General features: G+C 61.7%; 16 protein-coding genes. 4 read left to right on the forward strand and 12 right to left on the reverse strand.

All coding sequences use genetic code 11. The features are described from left to right. The first annotated feature begins 7 nt into the window (after nt 1-7). Together EEB13_RS10335 and EEB13_RS10340 are read left to right on the forward strand one after the other, a co-directional pair. A complete protein-coding gene (locus EEB13_RS10335; protein WP_187328525.1) occupies nt 8-1,690 on the forward strand; it encodes a class I adenylate-forming enzyme family protein in 1,683 nt (560 codons plus the stop codon). Beyond that, complete coding sequence (locus EEB13_RS10340; protein ID WP_141485167.1) at nt 1,691-2,653, forward strand: NAD(P)H-dependent flavin oxidoreductase; 963 nt, start codon at nt 1,691-1,693, stop codon at nt 2,651-2,653. Here EEB13_RS10340 and EEB13_RS10345 read toward each other — a convergent pair. From EEB13_RS10345 to EEB13_RS10370, 6 genes are read right to left on the reverse strand one after another with little or no spacing between them, the layout of a single operon-like run. After that, nucleotides 2,650-3,528, reverse strand: a complete 879-nt coding sequence (locus EEB13_RS10345) for a LysR family transcriptional regulator (protein WP_033233289.1) — start codon at nt 3,526-3,528, stop codon at nt 2,650-2,652. The two genes, EEB13_RS10340 and EEB13_RS10345, sit on opposite strands and share 4 nt — an antisense overlap. Nucleotides 3,529-3,531: 3 nt before the next feature. Then, complete coding sequence (locus EEB13_RS10350; RefSeq protein WP_141485168.1) at nt 3,532-4,434, reverse strand: LysR family transcriptional regulator; 903 nt, start codon at nt 4,432-4,434, stop codon at nt 3,532-3,534. A gap of 30 nt (nt 4,435-4,464) precedes the next feature. Further along, nucleotides 4,465-5,277: an enoyl-CoA hydratase/isomerase family protein gene (locus EEB13_RS10355; protein ID WP_141485169.1), complete on the reverse strand. Its 813-nt coding sequence runs from the start codon at nt 5,275-5,277 to the stop codon at nt 4,465-4,467. Further along, complete coding sequence (locus tag EEB13_RS10360; RefSeq protein ID WP_033233296.1) at nt 5,274-6,035, reverse strand: crotonase/enoyl-CoA hydratase family protein; 762 nt, start codon at nt 6,033-6,035, stop codon at nt 5,274-5,276. Before EEB13_RS10360 ends, EEB13_RS10355 begins: the two co-directional genes overlap by 4 nt. A 38-nt stretch (nt 6,036-6,073) precedes the next feature. After that, nucleotides 6,074-7,120: an MBL fold metallo-hydrolase gene (locus EEB13_RS10365; protein ID WP_141485170.1), complete on the reverse strand. Its 1,047-nt coding sequence runs from the start codon at nt 7,118-7,120 to the stop codon at nt 6,074-6,076. Continuing rightward, nucleotides 7,117-8,676 (reverse strand): AMP-binding protein, encoded by a 1,560-nt coding sequence (locus tag EEB13_RS10370; protein WP_141485171.1) that lies wholly within the window; start codon nt 8,674-8,676, stop codon nt 7,117-7,119. Before EEB13_RS10370 ends, EEB13_RS10365 begins: the two co-directional genes overlap by 4 nt. 159 nt (nt 8,677-8,835) lie before the next feature. Between EEB13_RS10370 and EEB13_RS10375 the strand changes: the two genes are divergently transcribed. Next, a complete protein-coding gene (locus EEB13_RS10375; protein WP_141485172.1) occupies nt 8,836-9,780 on the forward strand; it encodes a LysR family transcriptional regulator in 945 nt (314 codons plus the stop codon). Here EEB13_RS10375 and EEB13_RS10380 read toward each other — a convergent pair. After that, nucleotides 9,714-10,631, reverse strand: a complete 918-nt coding sequence (locus EEB13_RS10380) for a LysR family transcriptional regulator (protein WP_141485173.1) — start codon at nt 10,629-10,631, stop codon at nt 9,714-9,716. The genes EEB13_RS10375 and EEB13_RS10380 overlap by 67 nt on opposite strands. Nucleotides 10,632-10,664: 33 nt before the next feature. After that, nucleotides 10,665-11,855 (reverse strand): acyl-CoA dehydrogenase family protein, encoded by a 1,191-nt coding sequence (locus tag EEB13_RS10385; RefSeq protein ID WP_141485174.1) that lies wholly within the window; start codon nt 11,853-11,855, stop codon nt 10,665-10,667. A 223-nt stretch (nt 11,856-12,078) separates the two neighbouring features. Between EEB13_RS10385 and EEB13_RS10390 the strand changes: the two genes are divergently transcribed. Then, nucleotides 12,079-13,299, forward strand: a complete 1,221-nt coding sequence (locus EEB13_RS10390) for an acetyl-CoA C-acetyltransferase (protein ID WP_141485175.1) — start codon at nt 12,079-12,081, stop codon at nt 13,297-13,299. A gap of 12 nt (nt 13,300-13,311) precedes the next feature. On the opposite strand, the gene EEB13_RS10395 is transcribed toward EEB13_RS10390, so the two are convergent. From EEB13_RS10395 to EEB13_RS10410, 4 genes are all read right to left on the reverse strand, one after another. Continuing rightward, entirely contained in the window at nt 13,312-14,508 is a 1,197-nt protein-coding gene (locus EEB13_RS10395; protein WP_141485176.1) for a CaiB/BaiF CoA transferase family protein, read from the reverse strand. Between the two features lie 33 nt (nt 14,509-14,541). Continuing rightward, complete coding sequence (gene fabG / locus EEB13_RS10400) at nt 14,542-15,282, reverse strand: 3-oxoacyl-ACP reductase FabG (RefSeq protein ID WP_033233311.1); 741 nt, start codon at nt 15,280-15,282, stop codon at nt 14,542-14,544. A gap of 39 nt (nt 15,283-15,321) precedes the next feature. After that, complete coding sequence (locus EEB13_RS10405) at nt 15,322-16,485, reverse strand: acyl-CoA dehydrogenase family protein (RefSeq protein ID WP_045066720.1); 1,164 nt, start codon at nt 16,483-16,485, stop codon at nt 15,322-15,324. 106 nt (nt 16,486-16,591) lie between these two features. Continuing rightward, entirely contained in the window at nt 16,592-17,656 is a 1,065-nt protein-coding gene (locus tag EEB13_RS10410; protein WP_141485177.1) for an enoyl-CoA hydratase/isomerase family protein, read from the reverse strand. Between the last annotated feature and the right edge of the window lie 36 nt (nt 17,657-17,692).

The following is a 17,692-nucleotide window of genomic DNA, read 5'->3' on the forward strand; positions in this document are numbered from 1 at the left end:
CGGGGGCATGACTGCCAATCCACAACTGCGCCACAACATGCAGTATCCAGACACCACCATGGCGTACTGGGCGCCCAGCATGGCGGCTCTCTACGGTGACCGCCTCGCCGTCGTGGACGGTGAGCGTACATGCACGTTCCGCGAACTCGGTGAGCGCAGTGCACAATTCGCCGGCGCGCTGCGACAGTCCGGGGTCGGTGTCGGTGATGTCGTGTTGCTGCACCTCGGAAACTGCGTCGAGTTCCTGCAGGCTTACTACGGCTGCCTGCAGGCCGGGGCAACGGTCACGTTGGTCAACCCATTGCAGCCGGAACCGGGATTGCGCAAGCAGATCGAGGAGACGTCGGCCGTCGCTGCTGTCACTCAAAGCGCACAGCTGCACACACTCCTCGGGGCAGCGTCGGGAACCTCCGTCCGCACGATCGTCATGGTTCAGGACCCCGACGTCGCCGTTGACGCACCAGAGGCCGTCGTCGCGTTCGGCTCCTTCATCGCGGGCCTACCCACCGAATTCACCCCTGCCTCCGTCCGAGGTGACGACGTCGCGCACATTGCGTTCACCGGCGGCACCACCGGAGTTTCCAAAGGCGTTCGCGTTCTTCACCGCAACGTCGTCGGCAACGTCACTCAGATGTGTGGCTGGCGAACCGGGCACGAGTTGGACGTAGGTGCCGACGGACTCGTCACGCCGAGGCCCATCGACGGCCTCGACGTGCTCGGGCCGACGCCGGGAACGGGGGCGACCATCGTGGTCTCGCCTCTCTTCCACGCACATTCGTTGCTCAACACGTCGTTCCTGTTGATTTCCGGCCTCACTCAAGTTTTTGCCGGCCGGTTCGAACCCGGTCGAATGCTCGAATTGATCGAAAAGCACGGCGCCACCTATCTCACCGGCTCACCAGCCATGTGGCACGCACTGTCGGTCCACCCCGACGCGAACGTGCGCAACACCGACAGCGTCTGCGTCGTGTCCTCGGGCGCCGCCCCGATCGACAGCGTCACGCTAGCAGCTCTCCGCCGCGCATTTCCCAAAGCTCTTGTCGTCGAGGGTTACGGGCTGACCGAGGCGACCTGTGTTGTCACGGCAGCTCCGCTGATCAACGGTTCGGAATACCGTCAGGGCAGCGTCGGGTTCCCAATCTTCGACACCGAGATCCAGATTCGCGACCAGATCGACAGGCACACAGTTCTCGGCGAGAACGAACGCGGCGAACTATGGGTACGCGGACCTCAGGTCACCGACGGCTATCTCGGCCACCCGGAAACCACCGCACAGCAATTTGTCGACGGGTGGCTGGACACCGGAGACATCGCATACGAGGATTCGGACGGATACCTCTTCATCTGCGACCGGGCCAAGGACATGCTCATCTACAAGGGGTACAACGTCTACCCCCGTGAACTCGAGGAGATTCTGGTCTCACACCCGGCGATCTCGACGGCTGCGGTCGTCGGCCGCGAGGTGGGAAGCAACGGTCAAGAGCCGGTGGCTTTTGTCGTGATGATTCCCGGAACTGAATTCGACGCCGAGCAGATCAAGTCGTTTGTCGCCGAACAGGTGCTGCCGTACAAGAAGATTCGCGAAGTTGTCGAGGTCGAACTACTCCCCACCTCCGCCGCGGGCAAGGTCCTCAAGACCGACCTTCGCTCGAGGCTTCTCGAATCCGTCGACAAGACAGGTGGTTCCTAGATGACAACCTTCGCCGATCTGACCTCTCGGTTGCGGGTACCGGTTCTCGCCTCACCGATGTTCATCATCTCGACTCCTGACCTCGTCATCGCACAGTGCACCGCTGGGATCATCGGGTCGTTCCCGGCACTGAATGCTCGCCCACAATCAGCGCTACGGGATTGGCTCAAGCTGATCACGGTGGCGCGAGAGGAACACGATCGTGAGCACCCGGAAAATCCGTCCGCACCTTTTGCTGTCAACCTCATCGTCCACCGGTCCAACAACCGACTGGAAGAGGACCTGGCAACCATCGCCGAGTTCGAGGTGCCCATCGTCATCACCTCGCTCGGCGCTCGCACCGACATCAACGATGCCGTTCATTCGTACGGCGGAATCGTCCTTCACGACGTCATCGACAACCGCTTTGCGCGCAAGGCCGTCGAGAAGGGTGCCGACGGACTGATTGCGGTAGCTGCCGGTGCCGGTGGTCATGCCGGTACGCAATCACCGTTCGCTCTGATTCTCGAGATCCGGGAGTGGTTCGCCGGTCCAGTTCTGTTGTCTGGCGCCATCGCTCACGGAGATTCGATTCTCGCTGCACTCGCTGCGGGAGCCGACTTGGCCTACGTCGGCTCGGCATTCATCGCAACCGAAGAGGCTAACGCCGATCCCGCGTACAAGGAGATGATCGTGGGTTCCGGGGCCTCCGACATCGTCTACTCCAACCTGTTCACCGGAGTACACGGAAACTACCTGCGCGGCAGCATCGAGGCCGCGGGATTGGACCCGGACAACCTAGCCGAATCCGATCCTTCCGCAATGAGTTTCGCGACGACCGACACCGATGCCAAGGCGTGGCGCGACATTTGGGGCGCCGGTCAGGGAATCGGACCGATCGACGCTGTCCTTCCGACACACGCAGTGGTCGAGCGTCTCGCCGCCGAGTTCGATGCTGCGCGCGAACGCATCTGCCGTCTCTAGCCCGGCAGGCATTCGTGCACCAAGTCCACGAATGCCTGCCCCACCGGAGAAAGGATGGACGGGTCGAAGACAAGCCCGTACGTCCGCAGGAATCTCGGCTCACAGGCCCGCTCCACAACCTGTCCCGGCATCGACTTCGCCACGGCACGCTCGACCAACGACCCGCCGAGCCCGGCAATGACCATGGGCAGCCTCGATTCCCGCTGCTCAGTGACGACGGCGAGCTCGGTTCTCGTCCCAGCCTTGCGAATCGAGTCTTCGATAGCGTCGCCCATCGCTGCTCCGCGAGGAACAAAAACCATGGGAATGTCGGGCATCTCGGCAAGGCGCACCGGCCCTTCCGGAAGTTCGGTTCCGACAGGATAGACCAGTCGATAGTCCTGTTCCCCCAGCTCGATGATCTCGAATCCCTTCGCTGCTTCGAGGGGCAAATGGGCAACCGCGAATTCGCAATGGCCGTCACGGATCAGAGAATCGAGATTGTCTTCACGCTCCAACTCCGAAAACCTCACTCGCGCCCGGGGATACCGAATGCAGAACTCGGCGATCAGATCGACGATGGTCCCGGACGTGAGAGCGGGAAACGCCATGATGTCGAGTCGACCGACGACGGCGCCGTCAGCAGCAGTCAACTGCCCCTCGGCGGCAGCAACATCGCGGAGCACCTGACGGCTCGGCCCGACCAGACTGCGTCCGGCCGCACTGAGCACCATCCCCCGCCCGATCCGATGGAAGAGCCTTACTCCCAGTTCGCGTTCCAGCCCGCGCAGTGCCTGAGACACTGTCGGCTGAGCGACGCCCAGCGCGGCAGCCGCACCACTGATTCCCTTGTTCTCGACAACCGCGAGAAAGTACTCCATCTGCCGAAATTCCACAGTTCACTCCTTCGCCGTGGATCCTGCAGAAGCGGTGGCCATTTCGGCTGCTGTTGCGATGAAAGCGGCGGCCGCGGGTGACTGCTCACCGGCGCGATAGACAAGACCGACGTCTCGGGCCAGCGGCGGATCGAACGAGAACGCGAGCACATCCTTCATCTGTTGCTGCGCAACCTTTCTCGGCACAACCGTGGCTCCGATGCCCCGACGTACGAGTTCCCAGGTGGTCACGGGATGCACACAATCCACCACGACGTTCTCTGCACCGGCACTGAGCAGAGAACGGAATTGGTTCGATTGATCTCCGAGATCTACCACCAGTGGCAGAGCATGGAGGACGTCGCGCCGAACCGGATCGACCAACGGTTTCACAAGCCTGTCGGACAACGACACATGTGTGGCGAGCACCATCTCCTGGGTCGTTATCGGTGCGGTGACCAGACCTTCGTATCCGATACTCAGATCGGTGACTCCGACCTCGGCGGATCCACGCCTCAGGGCAGTATCCACTCCGGCCGGCCCGAAGGTATCGAGAACCCGCACGACAATCTTCGGAAAGTTGACCCGGAATCGCCGAACCAACTCGACCATCGGATCTATCGAGAATGCCGAGTACGACACGACGTCGACACGACCGAACTCGAGTTCACGGACGGCGGTCACCTTGGCCTTCGCGCGCTCGACGTCGGCAAGGATTCGCCTGGCCGCGAGATCGAATGTGCGGCCAGCATCGGTGAGGACCAGACGTCTTCCCGTCCGGTCGAACAAAGTGGCACCCAATCGGCGTTCAAGCGTACGAATCGCCTGAGAAAGCGAAGGTTGCGAAATGTAGAGAGACTGAGCCGCCTTCGTTATCCCACCGTGGTCGACAACAGCGACGAAGTAGGTAACAAAGTGCAGATCCACTCACCCATCATACGACCAGCGATGCATCCCTCATTCCACTCTAGGTGCCCCTGATACCGCCCACTCTCCGGTGAAGACCGGTTCGCGCTTTTCCACGAAGGCTCGAACTGCGTCGGTAGCGTCCGTCGCGAAATTGACGGCCTGTGCCCTCGCCTCGTTGTCCAACGCCTCTCGTAAGGTCAGCGAGGTGTGCTGCTCGAGCATGGCAGCAGACTGACTCAATGCGGCAGGCGGACCGTCAGCCAACCGCTGCGCAAGTTCGGCCGTGCGTTCGTCGAGTTCGGCCGGTTCGACCAGATAGGTCACCAATCCGAGTTCGTAGGCTTCCCGTGCGTCGATCGTCTCGGCGAGCATCACCAAACGTTTGGCTTGCTGGACGCCGACCAGTCTCGGCAGGATCCACGACCCGCCGAAGTCGACGGACAACCCCCGTTTGGCAAAGATCTGACTGAACTTCGTACCCTGTGCCGCCACCACGAAGTCGCAGAGCAATGCCATGTTCCATCCGGCTCCGACCGCAAACCCTTCGACCTTCGCCACCAGGGGCTTGGAAAACTCACCCAGTGCGATCGCGGTTGCATTGATGACTCGCATGCGATCGAGCGGGTGCGACGAGCCTCGCTTGTCGAGATCGGAGCCCGCACAGAAGGTGCCGCCCGCGCCGGTCAGGATCACGGAGCGAATCTGCGCGTCCTCCTGAAGTTCGTGCAGTGCCTCGCGCAGAGCGATCCAGGCCTCAAGGTCCAGGGCGTTGCGACGGTGTGGTCGGTCGAGCACGATCGTGGCAACAGCGCCGATGCGCTCGACACTGACGGCCGCACGCTCGATGGTTTCGGCACTCACGAGCCACTCCACACGGGAGAACGCTTCTCGGCAAATGCCGTGGCGCCTTCCTTGGCATCACGGGAAGCAAAGACCGGATCGATGAATTCGCGCTGCGCGACAAAAGCATCCGGGTCGGTGTACTTCGCGGACATCGCGAGGACCTGCTTGGTTGCTCGAACTGCCAATGGACCGTTTGCCGCCACCCGCGCCGCAAGTTCACGTGCGACCGCCAGTGCTTGTCCAGGTTCGGCGAGCCGATTGACCAGCCCGTGATGATGCGCCAACGTGGCGCTGAGCGGGTCACCGGTGATTGCGATCTCCATGGCCAGCTGATACGGCAGGATCTTGGGCAGACGCAGAAGACCGCCGGCGGCAGCGGCAAGCCCCCGCTTCACTTCGGGCAAGCCGAATTTCGCATCGGTAGACGCCACGATCAGGTCGGCCGCCAAGGCCAGTTCACAGCCGCCTGCCAGCGCCCAACCCTCGACCGCTGCGATCAGCGGCTTCGACGGCGGGGCCTCGGTCAATCCGGCAAATCCACGACCGGGGAGTGACGGCCGTTCTCCGCGCGCGAATCCCTTGAGATCCATACCGGCGCAGAAGGTTCCACCAGATCCGGTCAGAATGCCGATAGTAAGATCTGACCTCGCCTCGAACTCGTCGATCGCCGCAGCCAAGGCTTGTGCAAGTTCGAGGTTGACCGCATTCTTGGCCTCGGGTCGATTGAGTGTGATGACGGCGATGCCGTCGGCGAAGTCGGTGAGCACAACGCTCATGTTCGGTTCCTACTTCCGTGATGAGAATTTTTGAATGGTCACAGCGATCGAAGACTCCATCGCACGGGCGAACGGCCGGACGCGGTCACCATCTCGCGCTTGGCCAACACCACCAGATGAGCGTGGGTTTCGCGGACTGCCAGGCGAAGTAGTCGCGGCGACATCTGATCGAACGGGCGAGACCAGGAGATCGTGCGCGACAGTTCCCAGGCCGTCGATTCGGGATCGGCCGCAACGGCCGCAACGATTTCCGACAGCCTCGCCTCGTGATGTCCCATCAACTGACGTGCGCGATCGGCGATCCCGCGGAATCGATACTCGTGTGCGGGCAGCACCTCGCATTCACCCAAGGCTGTTGTTGCCTCGAGTGAGAGCAGGTAGCGATGCAGCGGATTCTCGAGTTCACCGGGAACCGTGGAGATGTTCGGACTGATCCGCGGCAGCATGTGATCACCGCTGAACAACAAGCCCCTGTCCTCTTCCACGAAGCAGAGGTGTCCGGGTGTGTGCCCCGGCGTCCATTGCGCGCGGAGATTCCATCCCGGTAGATCGAGTGGATCGCCATCGCCCAGAACAACGTCGATTGATTCATGCTCGCCGAACCGCACCAGATCGACCCGAGACGCGTCGAGTACTGCAGTCGGCGCTCCGAGTTCGGACAGTTGCACATTCCAGCCGGTGATGTCCTCGCGTGTCTGCTCGGGACCGTGGTATCCGAGTAGCGTCGCATCAGCCACATGCATTGCCAGTGTTGCGCCGCTGACTTGCCGAAGACGCGGCGCCAGACCGAAGTGATCGGGATGCAGGTGTGTGATTGCCGCATACCGCACTTCGGAAACGTGGCAACCGATCGACGCGATGCCGTCCACGAGAGCCTGCCACGACTGTTCGTGATCCCAACCGACGTCGATGAGTGCAAGCCCGTCGTCGAGCGCGAGTGCGTAGACAAGCACGTAACGTAAAGGGTTGTCCGGCATAGGAACCGGAATCGACCACAAACCGTCCCGTACCTGTTCCACCGGCGGAAGAATGTTCTTCGCCCAGGCCTCGCGTTGTGCGACGCCGACGTCTTCGGTCACGATCACGATGCTTCTCCGCTCGCACTCAGCGTGGTTCGCAGGCTCGACTTGAGCAGTTTCCCGCTCGCATTGCGAGGTAGGGAGTCCACGAAATGGATCTGTCTGGGCTTCTTGTACGACGCCAACCTCGCTGCGCTGAAGGCGATCAGCTCGTCGACGCTTGGCACGTCTGCACCGTCGACCAGTTTGATCACCGCGGTGACGGATTCACCCCAGCGCTTGTCGGGAACCCCGACAACTGCTACTTCGGCAACCGAAGGATGCTCGGCCAGAATCGATTCCACCTCGATCGGATAGACGTTCTCGCCGCCGGTGATGATCATGTCCTTGAGACGGTCGGTGACAAACAGGTAGCCCTCGTCGTCCAGGTGCCCGGCGTCGCCCGTTCGAAGAAAGCCGTCGTGCGTGAACAATTCGGCGCTTTCGCGTTCACGTCGCCAGTATCCGCGTGTGTTGTTTCTGCTGCGCGCGACAATTTCTCCGGATTCGTTGGGCGGCAACTCCTCGCCCGTCATGACGTCGCGAATGGAGATCTCCACGCCGATCATCGGCTTTCCCGCGGACCGCAGTAACCCGGAGCGAGGCCCACTGACGTGATGGTCGTAGGCACGAAGTACGGACACAGACCCCGTTGTTTCGGTCATCCCGTAGCGCTGAACAAACTTGCAGTTCAGGACATTCATAGCGTGAGCGAGGAGCGCCGGCGTGATCGGCGACGCCCCATACGCAACCACCTCCAAGCTGGACAGATCGAAACCCTCGAGAGTGGGCAGATCGACCAGTGTCTGAATTACCGCCGGTACCAGAAATGCGTGGGTGACATGGTGTGTTGCAATGGCTTCAGCCACCCGGGCCGGCGCCATGTCGCCGAGCAGAACCATCGGCACCCCGGCCGACAGACACGTACTCATCCAGCCGGCACCAGCGATGTGAAAGAGGGGAAGTGCGTCCAGAGCCACTGCATTCGAACCGAATTCGTACACCTCGAACCCCACGGGTTCGTTGTACAAATTCCGGTGTGTGGCCACGACGCCTTTGGGGCGGCCGGTGGTCCCGGAAGTGTACAGCTGCAGAACCGCGGTGTCCGGATCGTGCCCCAGTCCGGGGTCGATACCCGTCCCGGACGCCACGAACTCTGCGCAGGTTCGCGAATCTGTCACGCCCCCTTCATCTCCCACGGTAACAACCGTCACCTCCGGCAACACTGCGGAGATCGCGGCGGCCCCTACTGCGAACTCGTCGTCGACGATCAAGACGTCGAGTTCTGCGTCCTCGGCGACGTCCACGAGCTCCCGCGGACTGAGCCGCCAGTTCAACGGAATGAAGACCGCGCCCGCCTTTGCACACGCGATGAAAGTTTCCGCGCCTTCGAGGCCCATTCGCAGTAGTGCTCCGACACGAGCACCGCCATTGGAAACCCCCACAAGTGCACTCGCCAACGCATTGGTCTCGGCATCGAGATCGGCACACGTCAATGCCCGGTCGCCGCACGTGATCGCGGGGTCGGATGGTCGCGCCAACGCCGAGTGACGTATCCGGTTGGGCAGGTGAAGCTCGCTCACATCATGCTCCTGAGATTCGGCGGTACTGGAACAGTCGACCATCGCTATGGCCCGCGCCACAAAGACGAGTAGGCGCACCGAGCCATAGCTCAGACCTATATCGGCAGGTCGAAGGATGTCATCACAGTCGAGACGGCATCATCTGGGAGAATTCGTCAGATGCAGGCACCCGGGATGGACATTCGCAGCGCGCAGTACCTCGTTGCCGTTGTCGATCACGGCGGTGTCACCGCCGCCGCGAACGCACTGCACATCTCCCAGCCGTCGCTGTCACAGGCGGTGCGCAATCTCGAACGGACTCTCGGTTCCACACTGTTCGAGCGCACTGCACGAGGCTTGATCCCCACCGCTGCCGGAGCAGCCGTCGCCGACGCTGCTCGGACACTACTGCGTGACGTCGCCAAGGCCGAGGCCGCAGTCGCTGCGGTAATCGCACTGCAATCGGGTGAACTCACCATCGCTGTTCAATCCGACCTTGCGCTCGACTCGGTCGCCGATCTGGCTGGTCAGCTTCACCGCACCGCTCCGGGTATCACCTTCTCCACAACCGCGGCGCCCAGCGCCCACGAGGTGCTGGCCTTGGTCCGGTCGGGCAGGTGCGAACTCGGTTTTCTCGAACGCGATCTCGCGGACGGACCGTCGGACGGCCTTCTCGAGATCGAGACCAGCGCTCAGGAGATGGTTCTGTCGATCCCACCGGCACTTGCAGCCGACCTTCCCGATCCGGTGCCCCGCACGTCGATCGGGGCCCTGCCCATGATCGTCGAAACACGGACAAGCCGTCGCAGCTACCCGATCGGAGGCGACTGGGGCCTCGTCAACGTCGTCGCCGAGGTCCCCGATCGCCTGGCCGTTCGTGAGATGGTCGGCCACGGTGTCGGCGCCGCACTGCTACCCCGTTCCATCGCCGAGCAGGACTCCCCCGCGGCGAGCGTTCGATCGCTGGACCCACCAGTCATCCGACGGACACGCATCGTCTTTCGTGACGGTCCGTTGTCACCGGCTGCGGCGGCGCTGGTTTCGAATCTCCCTACCGCTCAGAGTCCTTCGACAAACAACTTTCCCAACGGCGACAATCTCTCCGGATCGAACTCGATGCCGTAGGTCAGCGAGATCACTGGATTCAACGGGAAAATCTCGGCCCCCGACGCAGCTGCACGCTCGGCAAGCGAACGTTCCATGAACGCCATACCCAAACCGGCGAGGACAAATTCCCCGACGGTTTCCCGCTGCGCAAGTTCCGTCGACATCCGCGTTCTGGCACCAGCAGCATGCAAAGAAGACTCGATGACGATCCGGGCCTGTGAGTGCTTCAGCACCCCGACCACGGGAAGATCAGGAAGCGCGGTCAACGAGACAGGCTCTCCCACAGTAGGTTTAATTCCACGTGGCCAGACCGAGAGCGGCGCCTGCGGGGGAAGAGCAAGCCAGTAGTCGTTCACTCCGATGACGTGTGTCGACAGTTCAGACATCTCCGGTGGCCAATAACTGAAAACCAGCTCGCACACCCCGTCAGCCAATACCTGTTCGGCGGTATCGCCGCGTGGGAGCTCGCTGACACGCACCGTGATTCCCGGGCAGCGTCGACGGAAATCGGCCACGATCCGCGCCACCGGCCCCTCCAGTCCCTGAGCGGCAGAGCAGATGTCCAGGCGGCCCTTTGGTTCGATATCAACCCCGATCGCAGCAGTGGACGCAGCTGCGCTACTTCGCATCATTTGCCGAGCGGGCCCGATCAGTGCGCGTCCGGCCGACGTCAAGACAAGACCCCGACCGACGCGGTGGAAGAGTTCGACGCCCAGTTCACGTTCGAGACCGCGAATACCTTGCGACAACGACGGCTTGGTCACCGACATGGACTGCGCCGCCGTCGCCAACGACATGGGCTGCGCTGCGCTCGCCAAGGACTCCCCGCCTGCAACGGCGAGAAAATACTCGATCTGACGTAGGTCCACCCGTCGACTTTACGACGGACACCAAAACGCGGTTCAGTTATACGAGCGCAACAGTCCCTTGCTGATGATCTGCTTCTGGATATCGCTGGTGCCCTCACCGATCAGCAGGAAGGGCGCCTCACGCATCAAGCGCTCGATCTCGTACTCCTTGGAGTACCCGTAACCGCCGTGAATACGGAAACTGTCCTGAGTGACTTCGGCACAGAACTCACTGGCCAGGTACTTCGCCATACCGGCAGCAACGTCGTTTCGTTCGCCCGAGTCCTTGAGCCGAGCCGCATTCACCATCATCAGATGGGCCGCTTCGACTTTGGTACCCATCTCCGCGATACGGAACGCGATGGCCTGATGCTCGGCAATCGGCTTACCGAATGTCTCACGCTGCTTTGCATACGTCACCGCAAGTTCGAAAGCACGCTGCGCGATACCGCACGCACGCGCCGCCACATTCACCCGGCCGACCTCGACACCATCCATCATGTGCCGGAACCCGACGCCGGGCTTGCCACCGAGAACCGCGTCCGCGCTGATCTCGAAACCGTCGAAGACCATCTCGGTCGTGTCGATTCCCTTGTAGCCCATCTTCTCGATCTTGCCGGGGATGGTCAGGCCGGGAAGAACTTCACCGAACCCCGCAGGCTTCTCGATCAGGAACGTCGTCAGATTGTTGTGCGCCTTCTCCGCGCCTTCGTCCGTCTTCACGAGCACAGCCACCAGAGTGGACGAACCACCGTTCGTCAGCCACATCTTCTGCCCGTTCACCACGTAGTCGCCGGATTCGGTGCGTTTCGCCTTGGTCGAGATGGCGGCAACGTCGGAACCCAGTGCCGGCTCCGACATCGAGAAAGCACCGGTGAGCTCCCCGGTAGCCAGCCGCGGCAGGTAGTTCGCCTTCTGCTCCGGTGTCCCGTGCGCCGAAATCATGTGTGCCACTATGAAATGGGTGTTGATGACACCGGACACGCTCATCCAGCCGCGAGCCAATTCCTCGACGCACAGCGCGTACGTCAGGAGGGATTCTCCGATGCCACCGAACTCCTCGTCGATCGTCAGACCGAACAGACCCATGTCTTTCATCTGCTTGACGATGTCCGTGGGATACGTGTCGGTGTGCTCGAGTTCTTGCGCGGCGGGAATCACCACACGATCGACGAATTCCCGCACGGCACCGATGATGTCGTTCTGCGTCTCGGTCAATCCCGCAGTCTGCGCCAAACGCGTCACTGTTCCACCTGTTCTTCGAGGGAGATCCTCCGACCATTCAATCCCCGAAACGCAGGGGTGTCAAAGTTCGACAACCATACGAATGGTTAGGGAAAAACTATGTCCGAGCAGCACTTCTACCGCTGTTGACAACCACGGCGCGCATGCTGAATATTCGAGGGCACGCGTTCGCATTTCTCTAAACGCACCTTCCCCGTCCACACTCTCCCGACAGGCGCATTCCATGTATGACGCAGTCATCTGTGAACCCGTTCGTACGCCAGTAGGCGGTTTCGGCGGGGTCTTCAAAGACGTTCCGGTAACCACGCTTGCGGCCACCGTGATGCGGGGACTGATCGAGCGGACCGGACTCCAGTCCGCCGATATCGACGACGTCGTCTTCGGTCAGGGTTACGCAAACGGCGAGGCCGCTGCCATCGGGCGCATCGCAGCACTCGACGCCGGACTGGATATCTCGGTTCCCGGCATTCAACTCGACCGCCGTTGCGGATCCGGTCTGCAGGCAATCATCTACGCGGCCATGCAGATTCAGACCGGCATGAGTGATCTGGTGATCGCCGGCGGTGCCGAAAGCATGAGCGGGGTCGAATTCTATTCCAACGACATTCGTTGGGGTACGAAGAAACCGTCGGTCGAGTTCCACGACCGCCTGGCCAAACCCCGCACCAACTCGGGAGGCGTCAATTTCCCGGTAGAAGGCGGCATGATCGAAACGGCCGAAAACCTGCGACGCGAATATGCGATCTCGCGCGACGAACAGGACCGTTACGCGCTTCGCTCGCACGAGCGTGCCGTGAACGCACAGGACAAGGGATACTTCGACGAGGAGATCATTCCTGTCACCGTCCCATCCCGCCGCGGCGACGCAAAAGTTGTTACCCAGGACGAGCATCCGCGTCGAGATGTGCAACTGTCCGACCTCGCCGCACTGCGCCCGCTGCGTAGCCGCGTCGACCCGGACGCGACCGTTACCGCCGGAAATGCCTGCGGGCAGAACGACGGCGGCGCGGCGGCCATCGTCACCACGCCCGCCAATGCCGAACGACTTGGATTGCGCCCCTTCGCGAAGCTGGTCAGCTGGGGCGTCACCGGCGTCGAACCGAACCGCATGGGCATCGGCCCCGTTTCTGCGGTGGCAAAAGCGCTCTCACGGGTCGATCTACAACTCTCCGACATCGATTTGATCGAAGTCAACGAGGCATTCGCCGCTCAGGTCCTCGCGTGCGCCCGCGCCTGGGGTCTGAGCGAGACGGATCTCCTCGAACGGTTCAACGTCAACGGTTCCGGCATCTCGCTGGGCCACCCCGTCGGCGCTACCGGCGGACGAATCCTCGCGAACCTGCTGCGTGAACTCGACCGTCGCCAGGGCCGCTACGGAATCGAATCCATGTGCATCGGCGGCGGCCAGGGCATCGCCGCGGTCTTCGAAAACCTACGACGATAAGACGTTGGGGCGCTATCCGATCGATCCGTCTCGGTGAAGGTCGGCGATCTGATCGGCCGTGCGCCCCAACTCCGTCAGAATCGACTCGGTGTGCTGACCAAGGGAGGGCACATCACCCATCTTCATTTCCACGTCGGAGAAGGTCATCGGGGGTAGCACAGCGTCGATGGGCCCAACTTCCGTTCCCACTGATCGCCACCGCGAACGCTCGTCCAGCTGAGGGTGTTTCAGCAATCCGCCCATGTCGTTCAACGCTGCTGCGGGCACACCCGCTGCGGCCAGACGCTTATCCAGCTCTGCGGTCGAATACAGCCGCGTGAGTGATCCGACCATCTCATCCACCTCGGCTCGATTCTCGACCCGGACGATATTGGTGGCATATCGCGGATGATCCACCAGATCTTCCCGCCCGAAGACGTCGACCATGAGCGTCCGCCATCCGCGCTCGTTCTGGACTCCGATGAGGATCTCACCGTCCGCCGTCGGGAACGAATCGTAAGGAACGATGGCCGCATGCCCGAGCCCGACTCGCGGAATCTGCTTGTCCGCATACATTTTCATGTACATCGGGTGGCCGAGCCACTCGACGGTCGCGTCGAACATCGACACGTCGACCGTTGCGCCTTTGCCAGTTCTCTCCCGACGGAACAAGGCACCCAGTATCGATGTCAGCGCGTACATCCCGGCTGCGATGTCGGAAACCGGAACACCCGTTTTTGTAGCCGTCTCGGGTGTTCCGGTCACCGAGATCATTCCGGTCTCGGCCTGCACCAACATGTCGTACGCCTTGCGCTCACGACGTGGTCCGGCGCTGCCGTATCCCGACATGTTGATCACGATGAGCCGAGGGAACTCTGCTCGGAGCGTGTCCGCACCGAAGCCCAGTCGATCTGCAGCATCCGGGGCGAGGTTCTGCAAGAAGACGTCGGCTTCCGCGATGAGATCGAGCACGACTCGACGGCCGGACTCCGACTTGACGTCGACGGCAATCGATTCCTTGGAACGATTGAGCCACACGAAGTGCGAGCCCTGACCGCGCACCGCGTCGTCGTAGTGACGAGCGAAGTCGCCCTCACCCACCCGCTCGATCTTGATCACGCGAGCACCCATGTCCGCGAGATGCCGACTGGCGAGCGGCGCCGCAACGGCCTGTTCCAACGCCACCACGGTAATCCCGTCGAGTGGGAGATCCGAATGCGACTGTCCCATGTCAGAGTCCATTCCTGAATTGAAGCACGCGCCTCAGATGTGGCGCCCGCCCGTAATTTCCAGGACGGTACCGGTCAGGTAGCTCGACATATCACTCGCGAGGAACACCACCACGGACGCAACCTCGGACGGTTCCGCGGCACGACCCATCGGAATTTCGGCCAGCTTGCTGTTCCAGACGCGCTCCGGCATCGCTTCGGTCATCGCTGTGCGAATCAGTCCGGGCTGGACGGCATTGACCCGAACATTCTTGAACGCAACCTCTTTGGCAGCAGCCTTCGTGAGACCGACGATTCCGGCTTTGGCGGCCGAGTAGTTGGTCTGGCCCAACATGCCGACCTTGCCGGAGATCGACGAGATGTTCACGATCGATCCCGTCTCACGCTCGCGCATGCGGGCCGCGGCTGCGCGAGTTCCGTTCCAGGCACCCTTGAGGTGGACGGCAATCACGTCGTCGAAGTCCTGCTCCGTCATGTTCCGCATTGTCGCGTCACGTGTCATGCCGGCATTGTTGACCATGACATCGACTGGGCCGAAAGCGCTTTCAGCTAGATCGAGCATTGCCTCGACCTGGTCGGAATGGCGAACGTCGCACGAAATGAACCGCGCCACGGAGTCGCCACCGAGCTCAGCTGCGGCAGCGACGCCGACAGTCTCGTTGATATCGCCGATCACCACGGTGGCGCCTTCTTTGATAAAGGTTCGGGCAATTTCGAACCCGATACCCTGTGCGCCGCCGGTCACTACTGTCACCTTGCCGTCCAACAGTCCCATGTCCACTCCATTCGTCAGTTGAAGAAAGTACGTGCTGTATTACTTAGCTTGCTTCTTCGCTTGCGACACAAGACCGCCGCCGAGTATCAACCGCTGAATTTCACTGGTTCCCTCGTACAAGCGCAGCAACCGCACTTCCCGATAGATCCGTTCGACAGGAACGCCCCGCATGTACCCGCTGCCACCGTGGATCTGGACAGCGAGGTCAGCTACGTTTCCGACCATCTCGGTGCAGTAGAGCTTTGCCGCAGACGGTCCGAGTCGACGGTCCTCGCCGCTGACGTAGCGCGCCGCAACCTCACGGACCATTGCCCGACCGGCCATCACACCTACTTGTTGATCTGCGAGCATCGCTTGGACCAATTGGAAGTCACCGATCACAGTCCCACCCTGTTCCGTGACAGTGGCAAAGGCGACAGATTCGTCGAGGGCGCGCTGGGCTGCTCCCACCGACAATGCGGCAATATGAACGCGTCCGCGTGCCAAGGAAGTCATGGCAGCGCGATATCCGGTGTCTTCGTCGCCCCCGACCAGGGCCGATGCAGGGACGCGCACGTTGTCGAAGCTGACCTCGGAGGTCCAGGCACCTTCCTGACCCATCTTCTTGTCCTTCGGCCCCACCGTGACACCTTCGGTATCGGCCGGGACCAGGAAGACAGCGATACCGGGACCGTCGGAGTCGGCCGGACGCGTGCGTGCGAACACGACAAACAGTTGCGCTGTCGGGGCATTGGTGATGAACCGCTTGTTGCCGTTGATCACCCAGTCGCTCCCGGCGCGGACTGCCTTGGTCCGCAGGCCGGCGGGGTTGGATCCCGCGCCCGGTTCGGTCAGTGCGAAGGACGCGACTACCTCACCCGACGCGATGCGTTCGAGCCATTCCGCCTTCTGCTCATCGGTGCCGAAGCCGACGAGTACCTGTCCGGCGATGCCGTTGTTGGTGCCGAACATCGAGCGCAGAGCAAGCGACGTGTACCCGAACTCCATCGCGAGTTCGACGTCTTGCGTGAGGTCGAGGCCCAGACCACCCCATTCCTGGGGAATGGCGTAACCGAACAGTCCGATATCGGCGGCCTTCTTCCGGATGTCCTCCGGAATTGCATCGGTATCGGCTATCTCCTGCTCACGAGGGACAACTTCCTTCCGGATGAATTCCCTTGCCGTCGCCAAGATATCGGCGAAGTCGTCCGCGTCGACCTGCATACCCACCACTCACCTTGCTCGTTCCACGTTAATGCGTCTTCCGAAGTCAATCCGGTCGAGCATTATGAGTCAAAGACTTGAAAACGAACCGAAGGTAAGGCGATGCCTATATCGGCGCTATCGAATCGATCAGGCCCCAGTCGAGCGCACGCTCCGTATTGATCGCAGCACCGGAGAGAAACAGGTGGTAGGAGCGCCAACGCCCGATCCGGCGCGGGATGGACACAGTGCCACCCGCTCCCGGAATCAAGCCCATCGAGATCTCAGGCAGGCGGAACACCGTATCCGGGTGCGCACACACATCGGCGGCAAAGGCCGGCACCTCGATGCCCGCTCCCACGCAACTTCCGTGAACCTGTACCTCGATTCGATCGGACAGCCGGGCCATCAGCCGCGCAGCTCCCGATCGGGTTCGAATCAAATGCGCGATAGCCAAATCCGGAGTGGTGCCGAACTCGTCCAGATCACCTCCCGCGGAGAACGACGGCCCAGCGCCGTCGAGCAGAACCTTCTCGATACCGGGATCCATCACGGCGACCTGTAATGCTGCGACCAGCCCGTCACGCACCTGCGCCCCGTAAGCGTTCCGACGTTCCGGGCGGTTGAGCGTGATGTGCAACAACCCGTCTCGACGCTCGATCAGCACCGGTTCCTGCGGAGCTGGGGGCGGCAGCGGCCGCGGTCCTCGACCAGTGAGCCACCGCTTGAAGTCCGGAGTGCCCAACAGCGTCGAGTAGGCCAGAGATTCCACGTCAAGCGCTGCAGGGATGGACAGATTTTCACCCAAGCGCAGAACCTGCGAGGCAACAACTGACGCATAAGGATTTTCTTGGAAGCGATCGAAGACAGACGCCAGTTCAGCGTCCGGATCTTCGACACCCACAAACTCTCGGACGTTCTCGGTCAATACCGTCGACACCGTCGAGTCGAGCGACCGCGCCAGTGTTCTTGTTGCGGCATCCGGTGTACGGCCCGTGTACCGCCCGAGAACAACACGGTCGGATCCGAGAACTTTTGCCGACACCGCACGGGCATCGTCCTCTGAGAACTCCTCGTCCAGGTCGACCACGACCACTGGATTATCAAGTGCGCCACCGTCTGCAAGAAGTGGAAGATCGATCCTGCCGTCGAGAATGTCCTGCGGCGACAGCGCGTGCATCTGGTTGACCATCTTCATCCTTCTCGAGCGCCGAATCATTGCTCGGCT

It is taken from the genome of Rhodococcus sp. WS3 (assembly GCF_003797085.1).
GTDB lineage: Bacteria > Actinomycetota > Actinomycetes > Mycobacteriales > Mycobacteriaceae > Rhodococcus_F > Rhodococcus_F globerula.

Coding starts and splice junctions, on each gene's coding strand:
- EEB13_RS10360 (WP_033233296.1), bottom strand. CDS start 6,035: ATGAGCGTTGTGCTCACCGACTTCGCCGACGGCATCGCCGTCATCACA.
- EEB13_RS10340 (WP_141485167.1), top strand. CDS start 1,691: ATGACAACCTTCGCCGATCTGACCTCTCGGTTGCGGGTACCGGTTCTC.
- EEB13_RS10375 (WP_141485172.1), top strand. CDS start 8,836: ATGCAGGCACCCGGGATGGACATTCGCAGCGCGCAGTACCTCGTTGCC.
- EEB13_RS10390 (WP_141485175.1), top strand. CDS start 12,079: ATGTATGACGCAGTCATCTGTGAACCCGTTCGTACGCCAGTAGGCGGT.
- EEB13_RS10405 (WP_045066720.1), bottom strand. CDS start 16,485: ATGCAGGTCGACGCGGACGACTTCGCCGATATCTTGGCGACGGCAAGG.
- EEB13_RS10410 (WP_141485177.1), bottom strand. CDS start 17,656: ATGGTCAACCAGATGCACGCGCTGTCGCCGCAGGACATTCTCGACGGC.
- EEB13_RS10335 (WP_187328525.1), top strand. CDS start 8: ATGACTGCCAATCCACAACTGCGCCACAACATGCAGTATCCAGACACC.
- EEB13_RS10395 (WP_141485176.1), bottom strand. CDS start 14,508: ATGGGACAGTCGCATTCGGATCTCCCACTCGACGGGATTACCGTGGTG.
- fabG (WP_033233311.1), bottom strand. CDS start 15,282: ATGGGACTGTTGGACGGCAAGGTGACAGTAGTGACCGGCGGCGCACAG.